Origin of the sequence: Aeromicrobium sp. CF3.5 (assembly GCF_051262695.1) — a bacterium.
Taxonomy (GTDB): domain Bacteria; phylum Actinomycetota; class Actinomycetes; order Propionibacteriales; family Nocardioidaceae; genus Aeromicrobium.
Window position 1 is genome coordinate 194,417 of sequence record NZ_JBIMEZ010000006.1, and the last position, 23,957, is coordinate 218,373.

Consider the following 23,957-nt stretch of genomic DNA (forward strand, 5'->3'; position numbering starts at 1 on the left):
TTCACCACCAGAGGTGGGACGGGTCTACGATCACCGGCGTGGGAATCTCCGGTGTTACCAAACGAGCGATCGTCGGCCGCAAGCTGCGCAGCACCCAGCTGGGCGAGACGCTGCTGCCCAAGCGCATCGCGCTGCCGGTGTTCGCCAGCGATGCACTCTCCTCGGTGGCCTACGCGCCGGACGAGATCTTCCTGACCCTGTCGATCGGTGGCCTGTCGGCCTACACGTTCAACTGGCAGATCGGCATCGCCGTGGCACTGGTGCTCGCGATCGTGATCGCCTCCTACCGCCAGAACGTCCACGCCTACCCCAGTGGTGGTGGCGACTACGAGGTCGCCACCAAGAACCTGGGACCGACCGCCGGTCTGACGGTCGGCAGCGCCCTCCTGGTCGACTACGTGCTCACCGTGGCGGTCTCGGTCTCCTCGGGCGTGCAGAACGCGGCCTCGGCGCTGCCCTGGCTGGCGGGCCACGAGGCCACGGCAGCATCGGTGCTGGTGCTGCTGCTGATGGCGATGAACCTGCGGGGGGCCAAGGAGTCGGGCAAGGCCTTCGCCGTGCCGACCTACCTGTTCATGATCGCGATCGTGATGATGGGCGTGTGGGGGTTCGGGCGCTACCTGTTCGGCGACCTGCCCGAGGTGCCCAGTGCCGGTTTCGAGATCGCGCCGCAGGAGCAGTTCGAGAACGGTCTCACCGGCATCGCGATGGTCTTCCTGCTGGCACGGGCGTTCTCCTCGGGCTGTGCGGCGTTGACCGGCGTCGAGGCGATCAGCAACGGGGTGCCGGCCTTCACCAAGCCCAAGAGCCGCAATGCCGCCACCACGTTGGCCATGCTCGGCGGATTGTCGATCACGATGCTGATGAGCATCATCGTGCTGGCCGACCTGATGAAGCTGCGCTACGTCGAGGATCCCGCCACCCAGTTGCTCGCCGACGGACGGCCGGTCGGTGACAGCTACCAGCAGGACACCGTCATCGGTCAGCTCGCCAAGACGCTCTACAGCGACTTCACTCCGCTGTTCTACTTCACCATCGCCGTCACCGGACTCATCCTGATCCTCGCCGCCAACACTGCCTTCAACGGATTCCCGGTGCTCGGATCGATCCTGGCTCGCGACGGATTCCTTCCGCGCCAGCTCGACACCCGCGGCGACCGTCTGGCCTTCAGCAACGGCATCATCGTCCTGGCCGTCACGGCGATCGTGCTCATCCAGGCGTTCGACGCCGAGGTCACTCGGCTGATCCAGCTGTACATCGTCGGGGTCTTCGTCTCGTTCACCCTCAGCCAGCTGGGCATGATCAAGCACTGGAACCGTCACCTCAGATCCGAGACCGATCCGCAGAAGCGTCGTCAGATGGTCCGCTCGCGCATCGTGAACTCGGTCGGACTCGCGATGACCGCGTCGGTGCTGGTCGTCGTGCTCATCACCAAGTTCCTCGCCGGAGCCTGGATCGCCATCGTGGCGATGATCGGTATCTTCATGCTCATGCGGGCCATCGGCCGTCACTACGCCCGTGTCAGCGACGAGCTGGCCGTCGACGACACCGACGTGACGCTGCCCAGTCGCGTGCACGCCATCGTGCTGGTCGGTCGTCTGCACAAGCCCGCCATGCGGGCCCTCGCCTACGCCCGCGTCTCCAATCCCAGCAGGCTCGAGGCACTGACCGTCGAGCTCGATCCCGACGACACCCGCGCGATGACCGAGCAGTGGGAGGCGCTGGACATCCCCGTCCCGCTCACGGTGGTCAGCTCGCCGTACCGCGAGCTGGTGCGACCGGTGATCCGGTACGTCAAGGAGCTGCGCCGCGCCAGCCCCCGCGACATCGTCATGGTCTACATCCCCGAGTACGTCGTCGGGCGCTGGTGGGAGCAGATCCTGCACAACCAGACCGCGCTGCGGCTCAAGAGCCGCCTGTTGTTCATGCCGGGCGTCGTCGTCACCAGCGTTCCGTACCAGCTCGAATCGGCCGGCATCGCCCGCAAGCGCCTCGCCGAGCAGCGAACCGCCCCCGGAGACGTTCGGCGCGGCGATGAGTAGAGCGCGCGGCTCCTTCGTCGCCGCTCCAGCGGTTCGTTCCTCACCGCTGCCGGGCTTCGCCCGGGCGCTTGCCTCGCTACGCTCGGCCCATGCTTGCGAGTGATGGTCCCGTTGTCGAGGTGGGTCCTGTGGCGCATGGGGGGCACTGCGTGGCGCGTCTCGATGGGCAGGTCGTGTTCGTGCGGCACGCACTGCCGGGTGAGTTGGTGCGGATCCGAGTCACTGAGTCGAACAAGCGATTCGCGCGGGCCGATGCCGTCGAGGTGCTGCAGGCTGCCCCGGAGCGCGTCGAGCCGCCTTGCGCCCTGGCCGGGATCTGTGGCGGTTGCGACTTCCAGCACGTCAGCATCGATGGTCAGCTCGCGCTGCTCACCGACGTGGTGCGCGAGCAGCTCGATCGACTCGCTGGCATCGCGTGGCAGGGAACGGTCGAGGCGATCGAGCCGACGCTCGGCTGGCGCACCCGCATGACGTGGGCCGTCACTCCTGACGGACGCCCCGGATTGCGGCGCCACCGGTCCCACGACGTCGTCGCAGTCGAGTCCTGTCCCATCGCACATCCCGACCTGCCGGACCCGACCATCCAACACTGGGACGCCGACTCGGTCGAGACGATCATCTCGTCCACCGGCGAACGGCTACTCGTCACGGATGCGTCGATCGGGGACGAGCTCGAAGCTGTCGTCGACGGGGTCGTGGCCCGCGATGGCACGGTGCGGGGCGGTCGCAGCCACCTGACCGAGCGGGTGCTCGATCACGACTTCCGGGTCACCGGGTCCGGTTTCTGGCAGGTGCACCCGCATGCTGCGCGGACCCTCGTCGAGGCTGTGATGGACGGAGCCGACGCACGTCCCGGTGAGACGGCGCTCGACCTGTACGCGGGGGTGGGACTGTTCACCGCATTCCTCGCCGACGCGGTCGGTGACGAGGGACAGGTCATCAGCGTGGAGGCCGACCCTGGTGGACACCGCGACGCTCGACGCAATCTGCACGAGCGGGCCTCGGTGCATCTGATCCGCGACACCACCGAACGTGCTCTGCAGGCCGACACGATGCCCGACACGGTCGACCTCGTGGTGCTGGATCCGCCCCGCGTGGGCGCCAAGAACGCGGTGCAGGCGATCGCGGACCTCCGACCGCGACGCATCGTGTACGTGGCGTGCGATCCCGCCGCGCTCGCTCGCGACCTCGCCACCTTCGGCGAGCGCGGCTACGATCTCGACTCCGTGCGTGCCTTCGCCCTGTTCCCGATGACCCATCACGTGGAGTGCGTCGCCGTGCTGAATCGCCGCGACATCTGAGCGAGGTGCTTGCACGCCAGTGACGCCGGCCGCCACAGTATGCGCATGGCTTTCGCGGATCCACACGTGTGTCCGGACTGTCGCGGGCCGATCGAGGGCACCTCGGTGTGCTCGACGTGCGGACTGGACCTTCGCGATCCGCAGGTCCGCGAGCTGTGGCAGACGCTGCTGCACGCCGACGCGCTGCTGACGGCCGCCACGAGCCGGCGCGACGCCGCTCATGTCGGACCACCGGCTCCCCAACCCCCGGGTCCGGCCCAGCCCCAGCCACCCGCCCAGCCCCAGCGACCGCCGGCACCTGAGTACACCGATCCGCTCCCGCAACCGGTGACCAGCGACCTTCCCCGATACCCCGGAGCACCTCCCACGGTCCAGGCCACCGCACCCTTGCCCGTGTCGCCCCCGCTGGAGCCCGCGCCCGCACGTCAGCGCTCGTGGTCGGTGGGCACGGTGCTGCTGGGTCTCGGCGCGATCGGGCTCGTGGTTGCAGCGATCATCTTCGTGTCCCGATCGTGGGACTCGATCGGACTGGTCGGCAAGGCACTCGTGCTCGCGGCCTCGACCGCAGCGATCACGGCTGCCGCGGTGTGGGTGACTCGGCGTCCGTTGCGCTCGTCGGCCGAAGCGCTGTGGGCGGTGGCGCTGACCCTGCTGGCCGTGGATCTGCTCGGTGCCCGCGGCGAAGGACTGTTCGGTCTCGACACCGTTCCGTGGCCGTGGTTCGTGGCCGCCACCGGGGTCGTGATCGCCGTGGCTGGTGCCGTGGTGGTCCGTGGGTCCCGCACCTGGCTAGAGGCTGACCTCATCACGGCCGCCGTCGCCGCGGCGGCCGGCATCGTGCTGGCCGGTTCGGGCGCGGCGACGATCGGTGACCTGCAAGATTTCTGGCACGCCTTCATCGCCCTGGTCGTGAGCGGCGTTCTGGGACTGGTCCTGCGCTTCAGCGGCAGCACCGTGATCGCCTGGGGTGCTCGCCTCGTCGTCGCGGTCTGGTTCGCGATCGCGGCGGTGCTCGCCGTGCAGGAGGCGGCCGAGCACCCTTCGCTGGATGCACTGCTGACCGACGGACGCGGAGTGCCGCTGCTGTTGATGTCGCTCGCCGCGCTCGTGGTCGCGGCGACCGTACCCCTGGCGCGCCTCGCGATGACGGCCGTGGCTGTCGTGGGCCTCAGCCTGCTCGTGACGCTGCCCTCTGGAGAGGCCTGGACGCCCGAAGGCGGATGGATCGCCGTGGCCGTGCTCGTCGCGCTGGTCGCCTGGCTGGGGTCGCTGGGCACGGGACCGTGGCTGCTCGGCCTCCGGTGGGGGGCCGGCGTCGGCGGCCTCTTCGTGTTGAGCCTCGCCGTCTGGTGGCTCGCCGACGTGCTTCACGTGATCGGCGAGGCCTTCGACCGCTTCGGCGAGCTGGGGTCGACGGTGCAGGTCGGCACCTGGGTGGGGGAGTACGACCCGGTCGCGACCATCATCGTCGCGGTTGCTCTCGCCGTGGCGGCGTGGTCAGCTCTGCGCTGGCTCGGAAAGCCGGCGGGCCGCGTGCACGCCGCTGCGATGGCCTCGGTGATCGCGATCGGAGTTCTCGGATCGGTGCTGGCCTTCGACCCACCGTCCTGGGTGCTGGCTCTGGAGCTGGTGGCGACGGCGGCGATCGCTGTCGCGGTGTCCCTGCGACGTCGCGCGCCGCGGGTGGTGTGGCCGGACGTGTTCTGGGTGGCCGCTGCCGCGAGCCTCGTGGCGCTGGGTGTCTCCGTGGCGGCCCAGCCGGTCATGGCGGCGACCTGGATCGTCGTCGCTCTGGGTGCAGGTGCTGTCGTTGCCGGCCCCGAGGCGCTGCGGGTGCCCCTGGTGCCGCCCTCTCTGAAGGTCTTGGGCCGCTGTCTGGCAGCGCTGGTCGGACCCCTGCTCGCCGGCGGTCTGGCCGTTGGCGTCGCGGCCGCGAACGGGTTGCAGGCCACGTCCTCGCTCGTCGCTGTGGTGGGCTCGTCGCTGGTCCTGGTCGCGGCCACCCGTGCCCCGGAGGCTGTCCGTCCGTATCTGGAGGGCGGTGCGGCCGCCGCCCTGACCGTGTCGGCCGTGGCGCCCGACTCCTCGCTGATCGCCTCGATCGGGTTCACGATCATCGGCGTCACCGCGTGCGCGATCGCAGCAGCCACGGTGGATCGTCGCTGGTACGTGTGGCCCGGCATCGCCGCGTTCGTCGTCGCCTACGTCCTGCTGATCGTGGACAGTGGCTTCGGATTCGTCGAGGCCTACACGCTGCCGCTGGCGGCGATCGCGCTCGGCGGGGGAGTCCTGCTGCTGCGCCGCACTCCGTCCACGAGCTCCTGGGTGGCGCTGGGTCCCGGCCTCGTGCTCGGGCTGCTGCCGAGCCTGCCGCAGGCACTGGCCGACCCGACGGGCCTGCGTGCCCTCCTGCTCGGCCTGGCGGCCACTGTCACGCTGGCAGTGGGGGCTCGCCTGGGGCGTCAGGCCCCGTTCCTGCTGGGTGTCGGCGTCGCGGCCCTGGTGCTGGTGTTCAACATCGGGCCGTACGCGAACGCAGCTCCCCGGGTGTTGATCATCTCGATCGTGAGCGCGATGTTCATCGGGCTGGGCGTCACGTGGGAGGACCGAGTGCGCGATGGCCGCAAGGTCATGGCGTTCGTGAAGGAGATGCGTTGACCCGACTTCGCGATATCTTTCTCTTGATGCCATGTATCTTGATATCAAGAGAAACGTTCCCCGTCTCAGGTTAGGCAGACCTCATCACGCAGGCTGACGCCGTCTGCAGGCAGGATGGGAACAGACCGCGAAGGAGACCCACATGGCCGTCGACAGCTTCAGTTCCCGCGACACCCTCACCGTCGGTGACGCGTCCTACGACTACTACCGACTCGGGGCGGTGAGCGGTGACGGACTCGATGTCGACAGTCTTCCGTTCAGCCTCAAGGTCCTGCTCGAGGCGCTGCTGCGCACCGAGGACGGATCGAACATCACCGCCGATGACATCAAGGCGGTCGCCGGCTGGGATGCCGACGCCGACCCGGACACCGAGATCCAGTTCACGCCCGCGCGCGTCATCATGCAGGACTTCACGGGCGTGCCGTGCGTCGTAGACCTCGCCACGATGCGCGAGGCCATGGTCGATCTCGGGGGAGACCCGAGCAAGATCAACCCCCTGGCACCGGCCGAGATGGTCATCGACCACTCGGTGATCGCCGATGTCTTCGGCACGCCGGGCGCCTTCGAGCGCAACGTCGAGATCGAGTACGAGCGCAACGGCGAGCGCTACAAGTTCCTGCGCTGGGGCCAGGGTGCCTTCGACGACTTCAAGGTCGTCCCGCCCGGCACCGGCATCGTGCACCAGGTCAACATCGAGAAGCTGGCGCGCGTCGTGTTCGACAAGGACGGCGTCGTGTACCCCGACTCCTGCGTCGGCACCGACTCGCACACCACCATGGTCAACGGCCTGGGTGTCGTGGGCTGGGGTGTGGGTGGCATCGAGGCCGAGGCCGCCATGCTCGGCCAGCCGATCAGCATGCTGATCCCGCGTGTCGTGGGATTCAAGCTCACCGGCGAGCTCCCGCAGGGCGCCACCGCGACGGATCTCGTCCTCACGATCACCGAGCAGCTGCGTCAGCACGGCGTCGTGGGCAAGTTCGTGGAGTTCTACGGCCCCGGCGTCAGTGCCGTGCCGCTGGCCAACCGCGCCACGATCGGCAACATGAGCCCCGAGTACGGCTCGACCATCGCGGTCTTCCCGATCGATGAGGAGACCTCCAAGTACCTGCGACTCACGGGTCGCACCGAGGAGCACATCGCTCTGGTCGAGGAGTACGCCAAGGCGCAGGGTCTGTGGCACGACCCGCAGCAGGAGCCGCGCTTCTCCGAACGACTCGAGCTCGACCTCGCCGACGTGGTCCCCTCGATCGCCGGGCCGAAGCGTCCGCAGGATCGTGTGGCGCTGACCGACGCCAAGCAGAGCTTCCGAGGCGCGCTGTCCGCCTACGTCGAGGACGACGCCGAGGCAGCCTCGGGCGAGTGGGACGAATCGCTCGAGGAATCCTTCCCCGCCTCCGACCCGCCCTCGAACGCGACCGCAGACGGACAGACACCTCCGCGCGACTACCTGACGTGTGCCCCGGCTGATGGTGGCCGCCCCTCCAACCCGCAGAAGGTCACCCTCGAGGACGGCAGCGAGTTCGACCTCGACCACGGAGCGGTCACCATCGCGGCGATCACGTCGTGCACCAACACCTCGAACCCGTCGGTGATGATCGGCGCGGGCCTGCTGGCCAAGAAGGCCGTCGAGCTGGGTCTGCAGCGCAAGCCGTGGGTCAAGACCACGCTGGCGCCCGGATCCAAGGTGGTCACCGAGTACTACGAGAAGTCCGGGCTCAACGTCTACCTCGACAAGCTCGGCTTCAACCTCGTCGGCTACGGCTGCACCACGTGCATCGGCAACTCCGGTCCGTTGATCCCCGAGGTCAGCAAGGCGGTCAACGACGGTGATCTCGCGGTCACTGCCGTGCTGTCGGGCAACCGCAACTTCGAGGGTCGGATCAATCCCGACATCAAGATGAACTACCTGGCCTCCCCGCCGCTGGTCATTGCCTACGCGCTGGCCGGCTCGATGGACGTCGACCTGTTCAACGACCCGTTGGGCACCGACGCCGACGGCAACGACGTGTACATGGCGGACATCTGGCCGTCGCCCGCAGAGGTCGAGGACGTCATTGCCGCCTCGATCGACTCGGACACCTTCACGCGCGAGTACGCCGACGTGTTCGCCGGTGACGATCGCTGGAAGAACCTGCCGACGCCCGAGGGTGACATCTTCGAGTGGGACGAAGACTCCACCTACGTGCGCAAGGCGCCGTACTTCGACGGCATGGGCCTGGAGCCCGACCCGGTCACCGACGTGCACGGTGCCCGCGTGCTGCTCAAGCTCGGCGACTCGGTCACCACCGACCACATCTCGCCGGCGGGTGCGATCAAGAAGGACAGCCCGGCAGGTACCTACCTGTCCGAGCACGGCATCGAGCCGCGCGACTTCAACTCCTACGGCTCACGTCGTGGCAACCACGAGGTGATGATCCGCGGCACCTTCGCCAACATCCGCCTGCGCAACCAGCTGGCGCCGGGAACCGAGGGCGGCTTCACGCGCGATCTGCTCGGCGACGGCGAGGTGACCTCGGTCTTCGAGGCCTCCGAGAAGTACATCGAGGCCGGCGTCCCGCTGGTCGTGCTGTCGGGCAAGGAGTACGGCTCCGGCTCGTCGCGCGACTGGGCGGCCAAGGGCACGGCCCTGCTGGGCGTGCGGGTCGTCATCGCCGAGTCGTACGAGCGGATCCACCGCTCGAACCTGATCGGCATGGGTGTCCTGCCCCTGCAGTACCCCCAGGGCGAGTCGGCCGAGTCCCTCGGCCTGACCGGTGAGGAGACCTTCGAGTTCACCGGCATCGAGGCGCTGAACGAGGGCACCACGCCCAAGACGGTGCACGTCAAGGCCACCTCGGAGGCGGGGGCTGACATCGAGTTCGACGCCGACGTGCGCATCGACACTCCCGGCGAGGCGAGCTACTACCGCAACGGCGGCATCATGCCGTACGTGCTGCGCAGCCTGCTGTGATCTGACCCGCGAGAGGACGCCCCACCGACCATCGGTGGGGCGTCTTCGCGCGTGCGGTGAAAAATGTCTGCCTCTGGTGGTGCAAAGTGCTGGACGTGACCCCCCTCACCTATTACGTTGTTCCAAACAACAATTGCGTGGCGATGACATCTATATGTCCATCGCGTGACGCATCGGAGCAACATGAAGGAGGCGGTTCGTGTGAAGCGGACTCGTAATCTGGCACTCGCAGCAGTCATGGGCGCGACGCTCGCACTCAGCGCCTGCGGCAGCGACTCGGGCGGAGGCGACGGCGGAGACGCGGCCGAGGGCAAGATCGGCGTCATCCTGCCCGACACGAAGTCATCGGTGCGGTGGGAGAGCGCCGACAAGCCGGCCCTGGAGAAGGCGTTCAAGGCCGCCAACGTCGAGTACACCGTTCAGAACGCTGAAGGCAGCGCCGAGACGATGCAGACCATTGCCGACAGCATGATCACCGATGGCGTCACCGTCCTCGCGATCGTCAACCTCGACTCCGACTCCGGTGCGGCCATCCAGGAGAAGGCCAAGAGCCAGGGCGTCAAGACCATCGACTACGACCGCCTCACGCTCGGTGGCTCGGCCGACGTCTACATCTCCTACGACAACTCCAAGGTCGGCGCGCTGCAGGGCGAGGGCCTCCAGCAGTGCCTGGGCGACGAGGCCTCGAACGTCATCTACCTCAATGGTTCGCCGACCGACAACAACGCCACCTTGTTCTCTGAAGGCGCGCACAGCGTGCTGGACGAGGTCAGCGACTACACCAACGTCGGCGAGCAGGCCGTTCCCGACTGGGACAACGAGCAGGCCGTCACGATCTTCGAGCAGCTGTACACCAAGGTCGACGGTCAGGTCGACGGCGTCTACGCGGCCAACGACGGTCTCGCGGGTGCGGTCATCTCCATCCTGGACAAGAACGGTCAGGCCGGCGAGGTCCCCGTCACCGGTCAGGACGCGTCCGTGGAGGGGCTGCAGAACATCCTCTCCGGCGACCAGTGCATGACGATCCAGAAGTCGGCCAACGGCCAGGCCGAGGCCCTGGCCGAGACCGCCATCGCCATGGTCAAGGGCGACGAGCCCGAGGCCACCGGTTCGGTCACCGATGAGGACGGCGGCCGCGACGTGCCGGCGATCCTGCTCGATCCGGTCCTGATCGACAAGTCCAACGTCCAGGCGGTCGTCGATGCCGGCGACCTGAAGGCATCGGACATCTGCACCGCCGACTTCGCACAGTTCTGCGAGGAAGCCGGCGTCCAGTAGTACCCCGGGGTGTGGCTTCCCGGTCCACGGGGGGCCACACCCCACTGCTGTGCCCACCACCCTGACCTGTCTCGGAAGGATCGCCCGATGAGCGACTCACCCATCCTCGCGCTGCGACGCGCCAACAAGAGCTTCGGCGTGGCGCACGTGCTGCATGACGTCGACCTCAGCATCTATGCCGGTCAGGTGACCGCCCTCGTGGGCGACAACGGTGCCGGCAAGTCCACGCTCGTCAAGGCGATCGCGGGAATCTACCCCGCCGACGACGGCGAGTACCTCTTCGACGGCAAGGCGGTGTCGGTCACCGGGCCGAAGGACGCCTCGTCGCTCGGCATCGAGGTCGTCTACCAGGATCTCGCCCTGTGCGAGAACCTCGACATCGTCGAGAACATGTTCCTCGGTCGTGAGATGCGCAAGGGCCCCTTCCTCGACGAGACGACGATGGAGCGCAAGGCTCGCGAAGTCTTGGCGTCCTTGTCGGTACGCACCGTCAAGTCGGTCCGTCAGAGCGTGTCGAGCCTGTCCGGCGGACAGCGCCAGACCGTCGCGATCGCCAAGTCGGCACTGTGGAACTCGCGTGTCGTGCTGCTCGACGAGCCGACCGCCGCGCTCGGAGTCGCGCAGACCGCCCAGGTGCTGGAGCTGGTGCGCCGACTCGCCGACTCGGGCGTCGGCGTCCTGCTGATCTCGCACAACCTCACCGACGTGTTCCAGGTCGCTGACCGCATCACGGCGCTCTACCTCGGCCACGTCGCGGCCGATGTCTCGGTCAAGGACGTCAATTCACGCCAGGTCGTCGAGCTCATCACCACGGGCACCTGCGCCGACCTCGACCTGTCCAGCTCCCCGTCCGCCCCCGCGGTCTGACGCGAAAGACTTTCACATGACTGACATCGACACCAAGGCCGAGGCGGCCTCGCCCGACGACTCCGGCTTTGACTCCGATCGTGTCCAGAACAACACCTTCGGCGAGGCGATCCGCGCCTACGTCGGCCGTGTGCGCGGCGGCGACATGGGCACCCTGCCCGCCGTGCTCGGCCTCGTGGTCCTGTTCATCGTGTTCGGACTCGCCAACGACCGCTTCCTGTCGGCACTGAACATGGCCAACCTGATCACCCAGGCCGGCGCCATCATCGTGCTGGCGATGGGGCTGGTCCTGGTCCTCCTGCTGGGTGACATCGACCTGTCGGCTGGCGTTGCAGGTGGCGTCGCGGCCTGCGTGATGGGTCTGATGATCGCCAAGCACGATCAGCCCTGGTACATCGCGGTCATCGCTGCGCTCGTCACCGGTGCTGTGATCGGTCTGGTGATCGGCCTCCTGGTGGCCAAGCTGGGCATCCCCTCGTTCGTGGTGACGCTGGCGTTCTTCCTCGGTCTGCAGGGAGTCACGCTGAAGCTGATCGGGCAGGGCGGCTCGGTGCGAGTCAACGATCCGGTCATCGCCGGCATCACGAAGAGCACCCTCAGTGTCACGGCCGGCTGGATCCTGGCCGCCGTGGTGATCGTGGGCTTCGCCGTGGTGAGCCTGATGAACCACCGTCGCAAGGTCGCGGAGAACCTGCAGCGCTCGCCTCTGGTCATCGTCATCTTGCAGATCGTCGCTCTTGCCGTCGTGCTGCTGGTGGTCACCTACGTGCTCAACGTCAACCGTGCGCCCAACCCGGGTTTCGTCATCGAGGGCATTCCCTACGTGCTCCCGGTGGTCGTGCTCCTGCTGATCTTCTGGACGTTCGTCCTGGGCCGCACCACGTACGGTCGTCACGTCTACGCCGTGGGCGGAAATCCCGAGGCAGCACGTCGTGCCGGAATCAACGTCAATCGCATCCGCATCTCGGTGTTCGTCTTCGGATCGAGCATGGCGGGCCTCAGTGGCATCATCGCGGCCTCCAACCTGGGCAAGGTCTCCACGTCGTCCGGAGGCAGCAACACGCTGCTCTACGCCGTGGGAGCCGCCGTCATCGGCGGGACCAGCCTGTTCGGCGGCCGGGGCAAGGCGATCCACGCGGTCATCGGTGGCCTCGTCATCGCCACGATCGCCAACGGTCTGGGTCTGCTCAACCAGTCGGCCTACATCAACTTCCTCGTCACTGGAGGTGTGCTGCTCCTGGCTGCCAGCGTCGACGCGATCTCTCGCCGGCGTCGATCCGCCTCAGGCGTCTAGCCATGACCGGGGCGGTGGGGGGCTCGGGAGCCGGCACCAATCAGGAGTTCGTCCGCCGGCACAATCTGGGCACGTTGCTGGGCCACGTGCATCGCGCCGGGCGCATCTCGCGCTCGGAGCTGACCGAGCTGATGGGTCTGAACCGCAGCACCATCGGCGGTCTCGTGGCGGCTCTCGAGGAGCTGGGACTCGCCCGACAGGTCAAGAGCGAGGGCACGCGGACGGGGGCCGGGCGCCCGTCGACGGACGTGATCGTCGGTCACCTGCCGTTCGTGCTCGCGATCGACGTGCGCGTCGACGGCCTGGCGGTGGCGCGGGTGGGTCTTGGCGGAGTCGTCCAGGCTCGTGCCACGGGATCGATCCTGCCCGGCCATGACCCCGAGGCGACCGCAGCACGCATCGCGGACCTGGTGCGTGACGTGGTGCGCGACGTCCCCCCCGGTGCCACGCTCGTGGGAGTGGCTGCGGGAATCCCGGGCATCATCCGCGCGGAGGACGGCCGGGTCCGGTTGGCACCGAACCTCGGATGGCGAGATCTGCCCTTCGGCGAGCTCCTGCAGCGAAGTCTCGACCTGCGTGAGCGTCCCACGCTCGGCAACGACGCTGATCTCGGTGCCGTGGCCGAGCACGTGCGCGGCGCTGGCGTGGGCGTCCAGGACCTCGTCTACCTGTCCGGCGAGGTGGGCGTCGGTGCCGGCATCGTGATCGACGGGCGTCCGCTGTCCGGAGCCGGCGGCTACGCCGGCGAGATCGGCCACCTGCCCTTCGTCCCGGACGGACGCGAGTGCCACTGCGGTGCGCGCGGCTGCTGGGAGACGGTGATCGGTGCCCCCGCGATCGCCGAGGCCGTCGAGTGCCCGGCCGATCGCATCCCGTCGCTGGGCACGTTCCTCGACGGGATCGAGACCGCCACCCCCGCGCTGCGCACCGTGGCTCGAGATCTTGGTCGGGGCCTCGCGGGGCTGGTCAACGTGTTCAACCCGCGGGTCGTGGTGCTGGGCGGCTACCTGCGTGCCATGTACCCCCTGGTCGAGGCGGACGTGCTCGGTTCGTTCCTCGAGCAGACCTTGGCCGCGCCGCGTCAGATGGTGGAGATCACCCTGCCCGGGCTCGGCGGCGACTCGGTGCTGCTCGGCGCGGCCGAGCTGGCCTTTGCGGACCTGCTGGCCGACCCGGTCGCGCGTCTGGCGCTCGCGCGGCATGACGAGACGGTGGCGGGCTAGACAGTGGGGCAGCAGGTGGGGGAGCAGCAGGTGGGGGAGCAGAACTGGTCGCAGAATGTCACGTATCACGCCGCTGAGCAGGTCCACCCGAGCGATCTGGGCGAGCTGCAGGACGTGGTGGCCCGTCACGATCGCGTCAAGGCGTTGGGGTCGCGTCACACCTTCAACGAGATCGCGGACACCGACGGCGTCCACGTGATCCTCGACCGCATGCCGCGGCACCTGGAGGTCGACGCCGAGCGTCACCTGGTGACCAGCTCGGCCGGCTTGACGCACTCCGAGCTCTCACTCGCGCTGGACGGCCACGACCTCGCCCTGCCCAATCTCGCCTCCTTGCCGCACATCTCGGTGGCCGGAGCGATCCAGACCGGGACCCACGGATCGGGCAGTCGCAATGCGGCGCTCTCGGCGAACGTCGTGGCCCTCGAGGTGGTCGATGCCACAGGCGAGCTGCGTCCCGTCGAGGAGGCCGACGCCGACTTCGACGCCGTGGTGGTGGGTCTGGGCGCCTTCGGGATCGTCCACCGGGTCACCCAGCGATGCGTGCCGGCATTCGAGGTCTCCCAGACGGTGCACGAGAACCTGCGCTGGGCGGCGCTGCTGCCCCGGCTCGAGGAGGTGATGTCCAGCGCCTACAGCGTCAGTCTGTTCACCCGCTACGACTCCGACGAGGTGCGGCAGGTCTGGGTCAAGGAGCTCATCGGAGAGCCCGCAGTCCTCGACCTGCGTGAGCTGGGCGCCACTGCGGCCATCAGCACGGTGCACCCGCTGCCCGAGACCGCCTCGGACAACGTCAACGACCAGCTCGGCTCGATCGGCCGCTCCCACGATCGACTGCCGCACTTCCGGCACGGCTTCAAGCCCGGACGCGGTGATGAGATCCAGTCCGAGTACCTGATCGACGTCGAGAACGCCACGGCTGCGATCGAGGCGATGCGGTCGCTCGGTCCTCGCATCGAGCCACTGCTGCACGTGGCGGAGATCCGCCGCGTCGCGCCCGACCGAGCGTGGCTCAGCCCGGCCGGCGGTCGTGACAGCTTGGCCCTGCACTTCACGTGGCGCCGTCTCCCTGACGAGGTCGCCGCCGTGCTGCCGGTGATCGAGGAACCGCTGCTGGCGCTCGGGGCTCGCCCGCACTGGGGCAAGGCCTTCGCCGCCGATCGGGCGGCGTTGCGCGCGGCGTATCCGCAGTTCGACGCCTTCGTCGACGTGGTCGACCGCTGGGACCCGACCGGCACGTTCGACAACGCCTTCCTGCAGCGGGTGCTCGGCCGTGGGTGACGGCGACGTGCAGGTGGTGCGTATCGGTGCCGAACCCGGACCGGTCGTCGACCTGCTCACTCTCGGAGCGGCCATCCACCGCCTGGACATCGTCTGCGGCGACGGTCGCCGACGCAACGTCGCCCTGGGACACGACCGCGTCGAGGACCGCCTGACGTCACCGTTCTACATCGGCGGGACCATCGGACGCTACGCCAATCGCATCGCTGGCGGTCGCTTCGAGCTCGACGGACAGACGGTGCAGGTGGCCACCAACGACCGCGGCAACACGTTGCACGGGGGACCGGACGGACTCGATCGACGAAACTTCGCGATCGTGGAGCACCGACCGGACTCCGTCACCTTCGCGCTGACCAGTCCGGACGGCGACCAGGGATTTCCCGGCGTCCTCGACCTCCGGATCCGCTATGCGGTCCACGACGATGGTCTCGAGGTGACCCAGCAGGCCACCGCTGACGCAGCCACCGTCGTGAACCTCACCAATCACGCCTACCTCAATCTCGAGGGCGCGGGTGCGGGACCGATCGACCACCATCTGCTGAGGGTGCTCGCGCAGCAGTACACGCCGGTGGACGAGGCCGCGCTGCCCCTGGGCGAGCACGAGCCGGTCGAGCACACCCGGTTCGATCTGCGGAAGCTCACGTCGATTCCCGCCGGGATCGACCACAACTTCGTGATCGACGGTGCGGGCATGCGACACGCGGCCGAGCTGAGCGCGCCCCGGACGAACACGCGCGTCGACGTGTGGTCGGACCAACCGGGACTCCAGGTCCACACGCTGGAGTTTCCGCCCGGATCCGCCCGGGGCGGTGTCGCACTGGAGCCTCAGCTGCCTCCGGACACGCCCAACCATCCGGACTGGCCATCGGCCCGGCTGGGACCGGGCGAGCAGTACACGGCCCGCATCCGGTGGCGGTTCAGCGCCCTCCGGACAGGACGCCTGTGAGCGACTGCTCCGCCGCACCGATCGCAGCCGCGCGCAGGTCCAGCGAGCTGAGTCGTATCTCGGGCAGGTGCAGGTCGGCGAAGAGCAGGTGGTCCTCCAGGGCTTGCTCGGCGGTCGGGAGCAACCACGGCGCGATCGGCACGAAGTAGCCGCCCAGCACCACGACGTCCGGATCGACGATGCTGGCCAGAGCCGCCACACCGCGGCCCAGCCGTGTCCCGACCACGGCCAGACCTGCTCGAACCGCCTGATCAGACCCCGCCTGCTGGGCGACGGCAACGGCGCTCTCCCAGGGCGTGTGTTCCTCGTGCATGTTCACGGCTGCCAGCATGGCTCGCAGCCCGATGTGGGTCTCCCAGCAACCGACCCGACCGCACGCGCAGGTGACGGTCGAGTCGCCGAACGGCAGGTGCCCGACCTCTCCGGCAAATCCGGCCGCACCGCGCAACAGATCACCGTCGTGCAGGATTCCGGCGCCGATGCCCACCGTTCCGGTCAGGTACAGGGCGTTGGCCGCGCCCGTGGCCGCCCCGTGCCGACTCTCGGCCAGCGCCGCGCAGTTGGCGTCGTTGTCGATGGTGCACACGACGTCGTCACCTGCCGCCTTGCGCAGGACGGCCGCCAGATCCAGATCGCGCCAGTGCAGGTTGGGCGCCCAACGCACCGTCGCGGCGTCAGCGGCGACCAGGCCGGGGACGGCAGCGGTCACACCGGCGAGCCGATGTCCTGCAGCCTGCACCTGAGCGGCGTGGTGCCGGACGAGCTGCTCGATCACGTCGAGCGGTGCATGACCCAGCACGGCCACGGTCTCGTGCTCACGGACCTCGCCGGACAGGTCCATCCGGACGACCGAGACGTAGTCGACGTTGACCTCGACACCCAGGCCGACGACGGTGCGGCCGGTCAGCGTGACGGGTCGGCCCGGACGCCCGCGCCCGACGGGGAGGGGGCCCGCGTCGGTGACCGGGTCGGTGTCCTCCACCAGGTCGTCGCGCTCGAGCGAGCCGACGATCGCGCCGATCGTCGCCTTGGCCAGACCGGTGCGACGGGCCAGCTCGGTGCGCGTCGCTGGCCCGTCGTGACGCAGCGAGGTGAGGACCAGGCCGGTGTTGCGACGCCTCAGCTCCTCGACCCCGCCGGAGGTCGTCACGCCCCGCGAACCCCGTACAGGTGCTCCAGCGCGAGCTGGTCGAGGTGCTCGAAGGCCATGCCGCGGGCGCCGAGGACGTCCGGATCGCCCATCTCGGCCTGCTCCAGATCGGCCCACCCCTCACCCTCGGCCAGGGTCGCGATGGCCAGCTCGGGGACGCGGGCGGCCTCGAGCGCGGCCTGCACATCCGGATCGGCGCGGAAGCCGAGTGCCTTCTCACGCAGGATCAGGTAGTTGGTCATGCACGCCTTCGCCGCGGTCCAGACGCCCTCGTCGTCCTCGGTGCGCGGCGTCTTGAAGTCGAAGTGCACCGGGCCGTCGTAGCCGCCGGCGAGCAGGGTGTCGACGACCCAGAACGCTCCGCGGGCATTGCCGGCGCCGAAGCGGAAGTCCTGGTCGTAGCGCGGACCGCTCTGGCCGTTGAGGTCGATGTGGAACAGCTTGCCCTGCCACATCGCCTGCGCGTAGCCGTGCGCGGCGTTGAGGCCGGCCATCTCCTCGTGGCCGATCTCGGGGTTGACGCCCACCAGGTCGGACCGGTCGAGCGTCTCGATGAAGGCAAGGGCGTGGCCGATCGTGGGCAGCAAGATGTCGCCGCGCGGCTCGTTGGGCTTCGGCTCGATCGCGAAGGTCATGTCGTAGCCCTTGTCGGTCACGAACTCACCGAGCAGGTCGAACGCCTCGCGGTAGCGGTCCAGCGCGGCCGCCACATCCTTCGCCGCGCCGGACTCGGCGCCCTCGCGGCCGCCCCAACAGACGTACACCTTGGCGCCCAGCTCAGCGGCGAGGTCGATGTTGCGCATCACCTTGCGCAGGGCGAAACGCCGCACGTCACGGTCGTTGGAGGTGAAGCCGCCATCCTTGAACACCGGGTGCCCGAACAGGTTGGTGGTCGCCGTCGTGACGGCCAGGCCGGTCTCGGCCAGACCCTTCTTCCAGCGCTCGATGATCGCGGTGCGGGTGCTGTCGTCACTGCCGAACGGCACCAGGTCGTCGTCGTGGAAGTTGACGCCATACGCGCCGAGGCCGGCGAGGCGTTCGAGCGCGTAGACCGGATCCATGTCGGCGCGAGTCGGCTCGCCGAACGGGTCGCGTCCGCCGTAGGCAACGGTCCACAGACCGAAGGAGAACTTGTCCTCGGGACTCGGAACCATGTGGGCGGGGGTGGGAATGGTCATGTGATGCCTCTCTGGTGGGTCAGATCTGATGGCGCAGCTGCGCGTAGGAGGTGCGCACGTCAGGGGTGGGTTCTGCTTCGAAGGTCTGGGAGGTGACGGCCGACCACGCCGGGGGAGAGGTCGCGCCGGACAGGGCCCAGGCGGCTTGTCGTGCCGCTCCGAGCGCCACGTACTCGCCCGGCTCCGGGACGATCACGGGTCGGCCGAGCACGGCGGGGGCGATCTGCTGCACGGCGGCGTTCTGCGCGGCACCGCCGACCATCAGGATGCGTTGCGCCGGCTGCCCGCTGGCGGCCACGAGGTGATCCAGGGCGTCGGCCAACGAGCACAGGAGTGCCTCCACGGCGGCGCGAGCGAGGTCCTCGCGGGTGGTCGAGGTGGTCAGCCCGGCCCAGGTTCCGGTGGCCTGGGGACGGTTGGGAGTGCGCTCGCCGTCGTAGTAGGGCAGCACCGTCAGGCCGTGGGCGCCCGGGGGAGCGGCCAGGGCCAGGCGGGCCAGCTCGGCGTGGTCGACGCCCAGGAGTCGTGCCTGCAGCTCGAGGATGCGCGCCGCGTTGATCGTGGCGACCAGGGGCAGGTAATGGCCGGTGGCATCGGCGAAACCGGTGACCGAACCGGTGGGGTCGGCCACCGGCACGCTGCTGATGGCCGAGGCGACGCCTGAGGTGCCGATGGACAGCACGACGTCGCCCGGCTGCAGGTCCAGGCCGAGGGCCGCCGCGGCGTTGTCGCCGGTCCCGGCACCGATGACCAGGCCAGAGGTGGTGGTGGCAGCGACATCGCGCGACGCGACGATGCGCGGCAGCTCGACGGCGTGGCCCAGGGCCATCTCGGCCAGATCGGGCCGCCAGACATCCGAGGGAGTCGAGAAGTAGCCGGTGCCCGAGGCATCGCCCCGGTCCGTGAAGGGATCGCCGCCACTGACGTGACGTGACACGTAGTCATGAGGGAGCAGGACCCGGCGCACGCGCGCGGCGGCATCGGGCTCGTGGTCGCGCAACCAGCGCAGCTTGGTCGAGGTGAACGAGGCCACCAGCACGCTGCCGATCGTCTCGGCACACGCCGCCGGACCGCCCAGCTCGGCGACGAGATCGTCGGCGGCCGCGGCCGAGCGCGTGTCGTTCCACAGGAGGGCGTCGAAGACCGGCTCGTCGTGCTCGTCGAGCGCGACCATGCCGTGCTGCTGTCCGCCCACGGCCAGGGCCGAGGCCCGGTCGAGCATCTGGTCGGTTGCGGTGTCGAACGCGGTCAACCAGGCGTGGGGGTCGACGGCGGTGCCCGAGGGGTGGGGAGCCGACGCCTTCTGGATGATCGCGCCGGTCGCGGCGTCGACCAGCACGGCCTTGGTGGACTGGGTCGAGGAGTCGACGCCCAGCACGAGATCGGGTGTGAGTGGCACCACACCTATTTAGTACGAGAATCGAACAAAGTCAAGGACAGGCACGGGATCGACTCGGTGGATGACGGCTCGGTCGCTGCATGCACAGTCCGAGGACGGTGTCCGGCGCTTCGTCCGATGGACGCCCAGACATCGCGTACAGGTCGGGTGGGGTTCATCTCGATCGACACACAGTGAGCCCATGCCCACCACACGTCGCCAGTTCCTGACCTACTCGTCCGTCGTCGGTGCTGGAGCGATGGTCCCGCTCGGCTCCGCAGCCGCGGCCCATGCCGCCGACACTCGACCGCAGTCGGCGATGCGGCTGCGTCGCGATCCGTTCACGCTCGGGGTGGCCGCCGGAGATCCGGAGTCGGACGGATTCGTGATCTGGACCCGTCTCGCACCCGAGCCGATGGCCGAGGACGGCCTGGGCGGCATGCCCGGCATGCCGGTGCCGGTCAGGTGGGAGGTCGCCACCGACGAGCGATTCCGCCGTGTGGTGCGCCGAGGAACGACGGTTGCCCGCGCCACCAGTGCGCATGCCCTGCACGTGGAGGTGCGTGGTCTGGAGCCCGGCCGGGAGTACTGGTACCGCTTCGCCAGTGGGCTCCACCGCTCGCGCAGCGGACGGGCGGTCACCGCACCGCGGCCCGATCAGATGCCCCGGTCCCTGGCCATGTCGTTCGTCTCGTGCGCCCAGTACGAGCACGGCTTCTTCACGGCCTACCGGCGTCTCGCCGAGGACCGTCCAGACCTGGTGCTCCACCTGGGCGACTACCAGTACGAGTACACGGCCAACGCCTACGTGGCGCCCGGCGGCAACGTGCGTGACCACGACGGACCTGAGACCACGACCCTGGCCGGCTACCGCCAGCGGCAGGCCCAGTACAAGCTGGATCCCGACCTCCAGGAGGCGCACGCCGTCACGGCGTGGGCCGTGGTCTTCGACGATCACGAGGTGGACAACAACTGGGCCGCCGACGTGCCGGAGAACCCTGAGGACCAGCGCGGCTTCACCGCTCGCCGCGCGGCCGCCTTCCGGGCCTACTACGAGAACATGCCGCTGCGCCGCACCTCGGTGCCGCGCGGCCCACAGATGCAGCTGTACCGGCGGGTCCAGTGGGGCCGGCTGGCGAACCTGCACATGCTCGATACCCGCCAGTTCCGCGACGACCAGGGCTGCGGCGACGGGTACAAGGCGGACTGCCCGGCTGCGGTCGACCCCAAGCGGTCGATCACCGGAGCCGAGCAGGAGAAGTGGTTGCTCGACGGCTTCGGATCCTCACAGGCGCGGTGGGACCTGCTGGGCCAGCAGGTCTTCTTCGGTCAGCGCGATGCCGATGGCGGCCCGCTGAAGTCGGTCTCGATGGACGCATGGGACGGCTACGCGGCCTCGCGGGATCGGATCACTCAGGGGTGGGTCGACGCCGGGGTGCGCAATCCGGTCGTGCTGACCGGCGACGTGCACGCGCACTGGGCCGACGAGCTCAAGCTGGACTACGACGACCCGACGAGCCGATCGGTCGGCACCGAGCTGGTCTGCTCGTCGATCACCTCCGGGGGCGACGGTGCGGACACCGGCGCCCAGGCGCACCCGTGGCTGCAGTGGAATCCTCATCTGAAGTTCCAGAACAACCTGCGTGGCTATGTCAACACCACCATCACGCCGGACTCCATGACGGCCGACTTCCGCTGCCTGGGTCGGGTCCAGACCCCTGATGCGCCGGTCTTCACCCGCGCCACGTTCGAGATCGAGGATCGTGTGCCGGTGCTCAATCAGACCGCTGACAACCCGCTGGCCGGAGCCCCGACGCCGCGACGCGGTCAGTCCGACGAGCAGGTCACCCGCGAGACGATCGAGCGGGAGACTGCTCGCCCCTGACGCCGCCTGGAGCAGGCCTGAAGACATGGCGTAGGACCCGCCGCGACCGTAGCCTCGAGTCATGACCATCCACACCGACCATCCCTTTGCGACGCCTGACGGAGATCGTGATCCGCTGAGGCAGCTGCGCGGCCGGATGGCGGCACCGGTCACGGTCTGGACCACCGGCGACGGCTCGGCTCGTCGTGGGCTGACGATCTCCTCGGTGATCGTGGCCGAGGGCGAGCCGGCCCGTGTCCTCGGTCTGGTCGATGAGGACTCGGACTTCTGGGACGCGCTGCGCGATCGACAGGGTTCGCAGACGGTGGTGCTGAACCTGCTGGGCGGCCCGCACCGGTACCTCGCCGAGGTGTTCGCCGGCGCGGCCCCCGCGCCGGGGGGCATGTTCACCCAGGGGGAGTGGGCGGACTCGGACTGGGGGCCGGTGCTGAAGGGGTCGGCCGGGTGGATCGGTCTGCGTCTCGAGCCGGACCCCCGCGAGGTCGGGTGGCGGTTGCTCGTGGAGGGGGTCGTCGAGCACGCCGAGGTGGGCGACGGCGATCCGCTGATCCACGTTCGCGGCCGCTACCGCGACTGACCGGGCCCACGAACGGGCATGGTTCACCGACCTCGATAGACTGATGGGCATGGCCGAAGACCGAGCGGAGACCCCGAGGACTGTTCTGTCGGGCCTGCGCGGGCCGGTGGACCTGCAGATGCTCGAGGACGAGGAGCTCTCCCAGCTGGCCGCCGACATCCGCTCCTTGCTGATCACCTCGGTGGCCTCCAACGGTGGCCACCTGGGCCCTAACCTCGGCGTCGTCGAGCTCGGCATCGCCATTCATCGGGTCTTCGACTCGCCGCGAGACCGCATCGTGTGGGACACCGGCCACCAGTCGTACGTGCACAAGATGCTCACTGGACGCGCCGGCGACTTCGAGTCGCTGCGCACCGAGGGCGGACTGTCCGGCTATCCCAGCCAGGCCGAGTCCGAGCACGACTGGGTCGAGAACTCGCACGCCTCGACGAGCATCTCCTACGCCGACGGCATGGCCAAGGCCAACCAGCTGCTCGGCAAGGACGATCACGTCGTCGCCGTCATCGGCGATGGCGCCATGACCGGCGGCATGGCCTGGGAGGCACTCAACAACATCGCCGCAGACCACGATCGTCGGCTCGTGGTGATCGTCAACGACAACGGCCGCTCCTACACCCCGACCGTGGGCGGGCTGGCCAACCGGCTGACCGAGATCCGCACCAACCCGCGCTACGAGCCGACGCTGAGCGCGATCCGCGACCGGCTCAACAGCGGTGGACGCATCGGGCCCGCGGCCTACGACGCGCTGCACGCCATCAAGAAGGGCGTCAAGGACGTTCTGGCGCCGCAGGGCATGTTCGAGGACCTCGGGCTCAAGTACATCGGGCCCGTCGACGGCCACGATCGCGAGGCACTGGAGCACGCCCTGTCCCAGGCGCAACGGTTCGGTGGACCGGTGCTGGTGCACGTGCTCACGACCAAGGGCCACGGCTACGACATCGCGGTCGAGCGCGAGAACGACCAGATGCACCAGTCGGTGCCGTTCGACCCCGAGACGGGCGACGCCATCTCGGTGGCACCGGCGGGCTGGACCTCGGTGTTCCGCGACGAGGTCGTGCGCATCGCTGACGAGCGCCCTGATGTCGTCGGCATCACCGCAGCCATGCTGTACCCGGTGGGCCTGGATGCGTTCGCCGACAAGTTCCCCGATCGCGTCTTCGACGTCGGCATCGCCGAGCAGCATGCCGTGACCAGCGCGGCAGGCATGGCGATGGGTGGCCTTCATCCGATCGTCGCGGTCTACGCCACGTTCATCAACCGCGCGTTCGACCAGGTGCTGCTCGACGCCGCCCTGCACCGTTGTGGCGTCACGTTCGTGCTCGATCGCGCGGGTGTCACCGGTGACGACGGGGCCAGTCACAACGGCATGTGGGACATGTCGCTGCTGCAGATCGTGCCGCGCCTGCACCTGGCCGCGCCGCGCGACGGCACCCGGTTGCGTGAGCTGCTGCGCGAGGCGGTGACGATCGACGACGCGCCGAGCGTCGTGCGGTTCCCCAAGGGGGCGGTGTGCGAGGACATCGAGGCGATCGATCGTGTCGGTGGCTGCGATGTTCTCTCCCGTGACGGCGGGGCCGACGTGCTCGTCGTCGCGATGGGCGCCTTCGCCCAGCTGGGCTGTCAGGTGGCCCAACAGGTGCGCGCTGCGGGACATGACGTGACCGTCGTCGATCCGCGGTGGGTCAAGCCGGTCGACCCGGCGCTCGTCGACCTGGCCGGAGATCATCGACTGGTCGTGACGCTGGAGGACAACGGCGTGCACGGCGGTGTGGGGTCTGCGATCACCGCTGCCATGCGCTCCGCGGGTGTCGAGACGCCGGTAGCGGTGCACGGGATCGAGCAGGAGTTCCTCGACCACGCCAAGCGCGACGTGATCCTGTCCCGCCTGGGCCTGACGCCCGACGCCGTCGCTGCCGACACGCTCAGTCGCCTCTGACCGACCTGCTGAA

16 protein-coding genes are annotated in these 23,957 nt (G+C 68.9%); 13 read left to right on the plus strand and 3 right to left on the minus strand.

Going from position 1 to position 23,957, the window contains the following annotated elements; genetic code table 11:
* Positions 1-38 precede the first annotated feature (38 nt).
* The 10 genes from ACHAA3_RS12625 to ACHAA3_RS12670 all read left to right on the plus strand — a co-directional run bounded on the left by ACHAA3_RS12625 (position 39) and on the right by ACHAA3_RS12670 (position 15,840).
* Complete coding sequence (locus ACHAA3_RS12625; RefSeq protein WP_435709374.1) at positions 39-2,042, plus strand: APC family permease; 2,004 nt, start codon at positions 39-41, stop codon at positions 2,040-2,042.
* 89 nt (positions 2,043-2,131) lie between these two features.
* Complete coding sequence (locus tag ACHAA3_RS12630; protein ID WP_435709375.1) at positions 2,132-3,343, plus strand: class I SAM-dependent RNA methyltransferase; 1,212 nt, start codon at positions 2,132-2,134, stop codon at positions 3,341-3,343.
* Between the two features lie 45 nt (positions 3,344-3,388).
* Positions 3,389-6,001, plus strand: a complete 2,613-nt coding sequence (locus tag ACHAA3_RS12635) for an SCO7613 C-terminal domain-containing membrane protein (protein WP_435709376.1) — start codon at positions 3,389-3,391, stop codon at positions 5,999-6,001.
* Positions 6,002-6,143: 142 nt separating this feature from the next.
* Positions 6,144-8,951, plus strand: coding sequence for an aconitate hydratase (locus ACHAA3_RS12640; RefSeq protein ID WP_435709377.1), 2,808 nt, complete (start codon positions 6,144-6,146; stop codon positions 8,949-8,951).
* 201 nt (positions 8,952-9,152) lie between these two features.
* Entirely contained in the window at positions 9,153-10,229 is a 1,077-nt protein-coding gene (locus ACHAA3_RS12645; RefSeq protein WP_435709378.1) for a sugar ABC transporter substrate-binding protein, read from the plus strand.
* A gap of 87 nt (positions 10,230-10,316) precedes the next feature.
* Positions 10,317-11,096 carry an ATP-binding cassette domain-containing protein gene (locus ACHAA3_RS12650; RefSeq protein ID WP_435709379.1) on the plus strand — a complete coding sequence of 260 codons (780 nt, stop codon included), beginning with the start codon at positions 10,317-10,319 and terminating at the stop codon, positions 11,094-11,096.
* Between the two features lie 16 nt (positions 11,097-11,112).
* Positions 11,113-12,390, plus strand: a complete 1,278-nt coding sequence (locus ACHAA3_RS12655; RefSeq protein ID WP_435709380.1) for a sugar ABC transporter permease — start codon at positions 11,113-11,115, stop codon at positions 12,388-12,390.
* A gap of 2 nt (positions 12,391-12,392) precedes the next feature.
* A complete protein-coding gene (locus tag ACHAA3_RS12660; RefSeq protein WP_435709381.1) occupies positions 12,393-13,613 on the plus strand; it encodes an ROK family transcriptional regulator in 1,221 nt (406 codons plus the stop codon).
* Positions 13,614-13,628: 15 nt separating this feature from the next.
* Positions 13,629-14,894, plus strand: a complete 1,266-nt coding sequence (locus ACHAA3_RS12665) for an FAD-binding protein (RefSeq protein WP_435709382.1) — start codon at positions 13,629-13,631, stop codon at positions 14,892-14,894.
* Positions 14,887-15,840 (plus strand): aldose epimerase family protein, encoded by a 954-nt coding sequence (locus tag ACHAA3_RS12670; protein WP_435709383.1) that lies wholly within the window; start codon positions 14,887-14,889, stop codon positions 15,838-15,840. Before ACHAA3_RS12665 ends, ACHAA3_RS12670 begins: the two co-directional genes overlap by 8 nt.
* On the opposite strand, the gene ACHAA3_RS12675 is transcribed toward ACHAA3_RS12670, so the two are convergent.
* From ACHAA3_RS12675 to xylB, 3 genes are read right to left on the minus strand one after another with little or no spacing between them, the layout of a single operon-like run.
* Positions 15,812-16,990 carry an ROK family protein gene (locus tag ACHAA3_RS12675; protein ID WP_435709384.1) on the minus strand — a complete coding sequence of 393 codons (1,179 nt, stop codon included), beginning with the start codon at positions 16,988-16,990 and terminating at the stop codon, positions 15,812-15,814. The genes ACHAA3_RS12670 and ACHAA3_RS12675 overlap by 29 nt on opposite strands.
* Positions 16,987-18,168: a xylose isomerase gene (xylA, locus tag ACHAA3_RS12680; protein WP_435709385.1), complete on the minus strand. Its 1,182-nt coding sequence runs from the start codon at positions 18,166-18,168 to the stop codon at positions 16,987-16,989. Before xylA ends, ACHAA3_RS12675 begins: the two co-directional genes overlap by 4 nt.
* A 19-nt stretch (positions 18,169-18,187) precedes the next feature.
* Positions 18,188-19,567, minus strand: coding sequence for a xylulokinase (xylB, locus tag ACHAA3_RS12685; RefSeq protein WP_435709386.1), 1,380 nt, complete (start codon positions 19,565-19,567; stop codon positions 18,188-18,190).
* Between the two features lie 181 nt (positions 19,568-19,748).
* On the opposite strand from xylB, the gene ACHAA3_RS12690 reads away from it, so the two are divergent.
* From ACHAA3_RS12690 to dxs, 3 genes are all read left to right on the plus strand, one after another.
* On the plus strand, positions 19,749-21,431 hold the full coding sequence (locus ACHAA3_RS12690) for an alkaline phosphatase D family protein (protein ID WP_435709387.1): 1,683 nt from the start codon (positions 19,749-19,751) through the stop codon (positions 21,429-21,431).
* A gap of 61 nt (positions 21,432-21,492) precedes the next feature.
* Positions 21,493-22,008: a flavin reductase family protein gene (locus ACHAA3_RS12695; protein ID WP_435709388.1), complete on the plus strand. Its 516-nt coding sequence runs from the start codon at positions 21,493-21,495 to the stop codon at positions 22,006-22,008.
* A gap of 49 nt (positions 22,009-22,057) precedes the next feature.
* The gene (gene dxs / locus ACHAA3_RS12700) at positions 22,058-23,944 is read left to right on the plus strand and encodes a 1-deoxy-D-xylulose-5-phosphate synthase (RefSeq protein ID WP_435709389.1); all 1,887 of its coding nucleotides are present in this window, start codon (positions 22,058-22,060) and stop codon (positions 23,942-23,944) included.
* The last annotated feature ends 13 nt before the right edge of the window (positions 23,945-23,957 follow it).

Bases quoted from the DNA above. Each gene is read 5' to 3' on its own strand.
- ACHAA3_RS12630 (WP_435709375.1), top strand. From the start codon at position 2,132: ATGCTTGCGAGTGATGGTCCCGTTGTCGAGGTGGGTCCTGTGGCGCAT.
- ACHAA3_RS12635 (WP_435709376.1), top strand. From the start codon at position 3,389: ATGGCTTTCGCGGATCCACACGTGTGTCCGGACTGTCGCGGGCCGATC.
- ACHAA3_RS12640 (WP_435709377.1), top strand. From the start codon at position 6,144: ATGGCCGTCGACAGCTTCAGTTCCCGCGACACCCTCACCGTCGGTGAC.
- ACHAA3_RS12650 (WP_435709379.1), top strand. From the start codon at position 10,317: ATGAGCGACTCACCCATCCTCGCGCTGCGACGCGCCAACAAGAGCTTC.
- ACHAA3_RS12655 (WP_435709380.1), top strand. From the start codon at position 11,113: ATGACTGACATCGACACCAAGGCCGAGGCGGCCTCGCCCGACGACTCC.
- ACHAA3_RS12660 (WP_435709381.1), top strand. From the start codon at position 12,393: ATGACCGGGGCGGTGGGGGGCTCGGGAGCCGGCACCAATCAGGAGTTC.
- xylA (WP_435709385.1), bottom strand. From the start codon at position 18,168: ATGACCATTCCCACCCCCGCCCACATGGTTCCGAGTCCCGAGGACAAG.
- ACHAA3_RS12690 (WP_435709387.1), top strand. From the start codon at position 19,749: ATGCCCACCACACGTCGCCAGTTCCTGACCTACTCGTCCGTCGTCGGT.
- ACHAA3_RS12695 (WP_435709388.1), top strand. From the start codon at position 21,493: ATGACCATCCACACCGACCATCCCTTTGCGACGCCTGACGGAGATCGT.
- dxs (WP_435709389.1), top strand. From the start codon at position 22,058: ATGGCCGAAGACCGAGCGGAGACCCCGAGGACTGTTCTGTCGGGCCTG.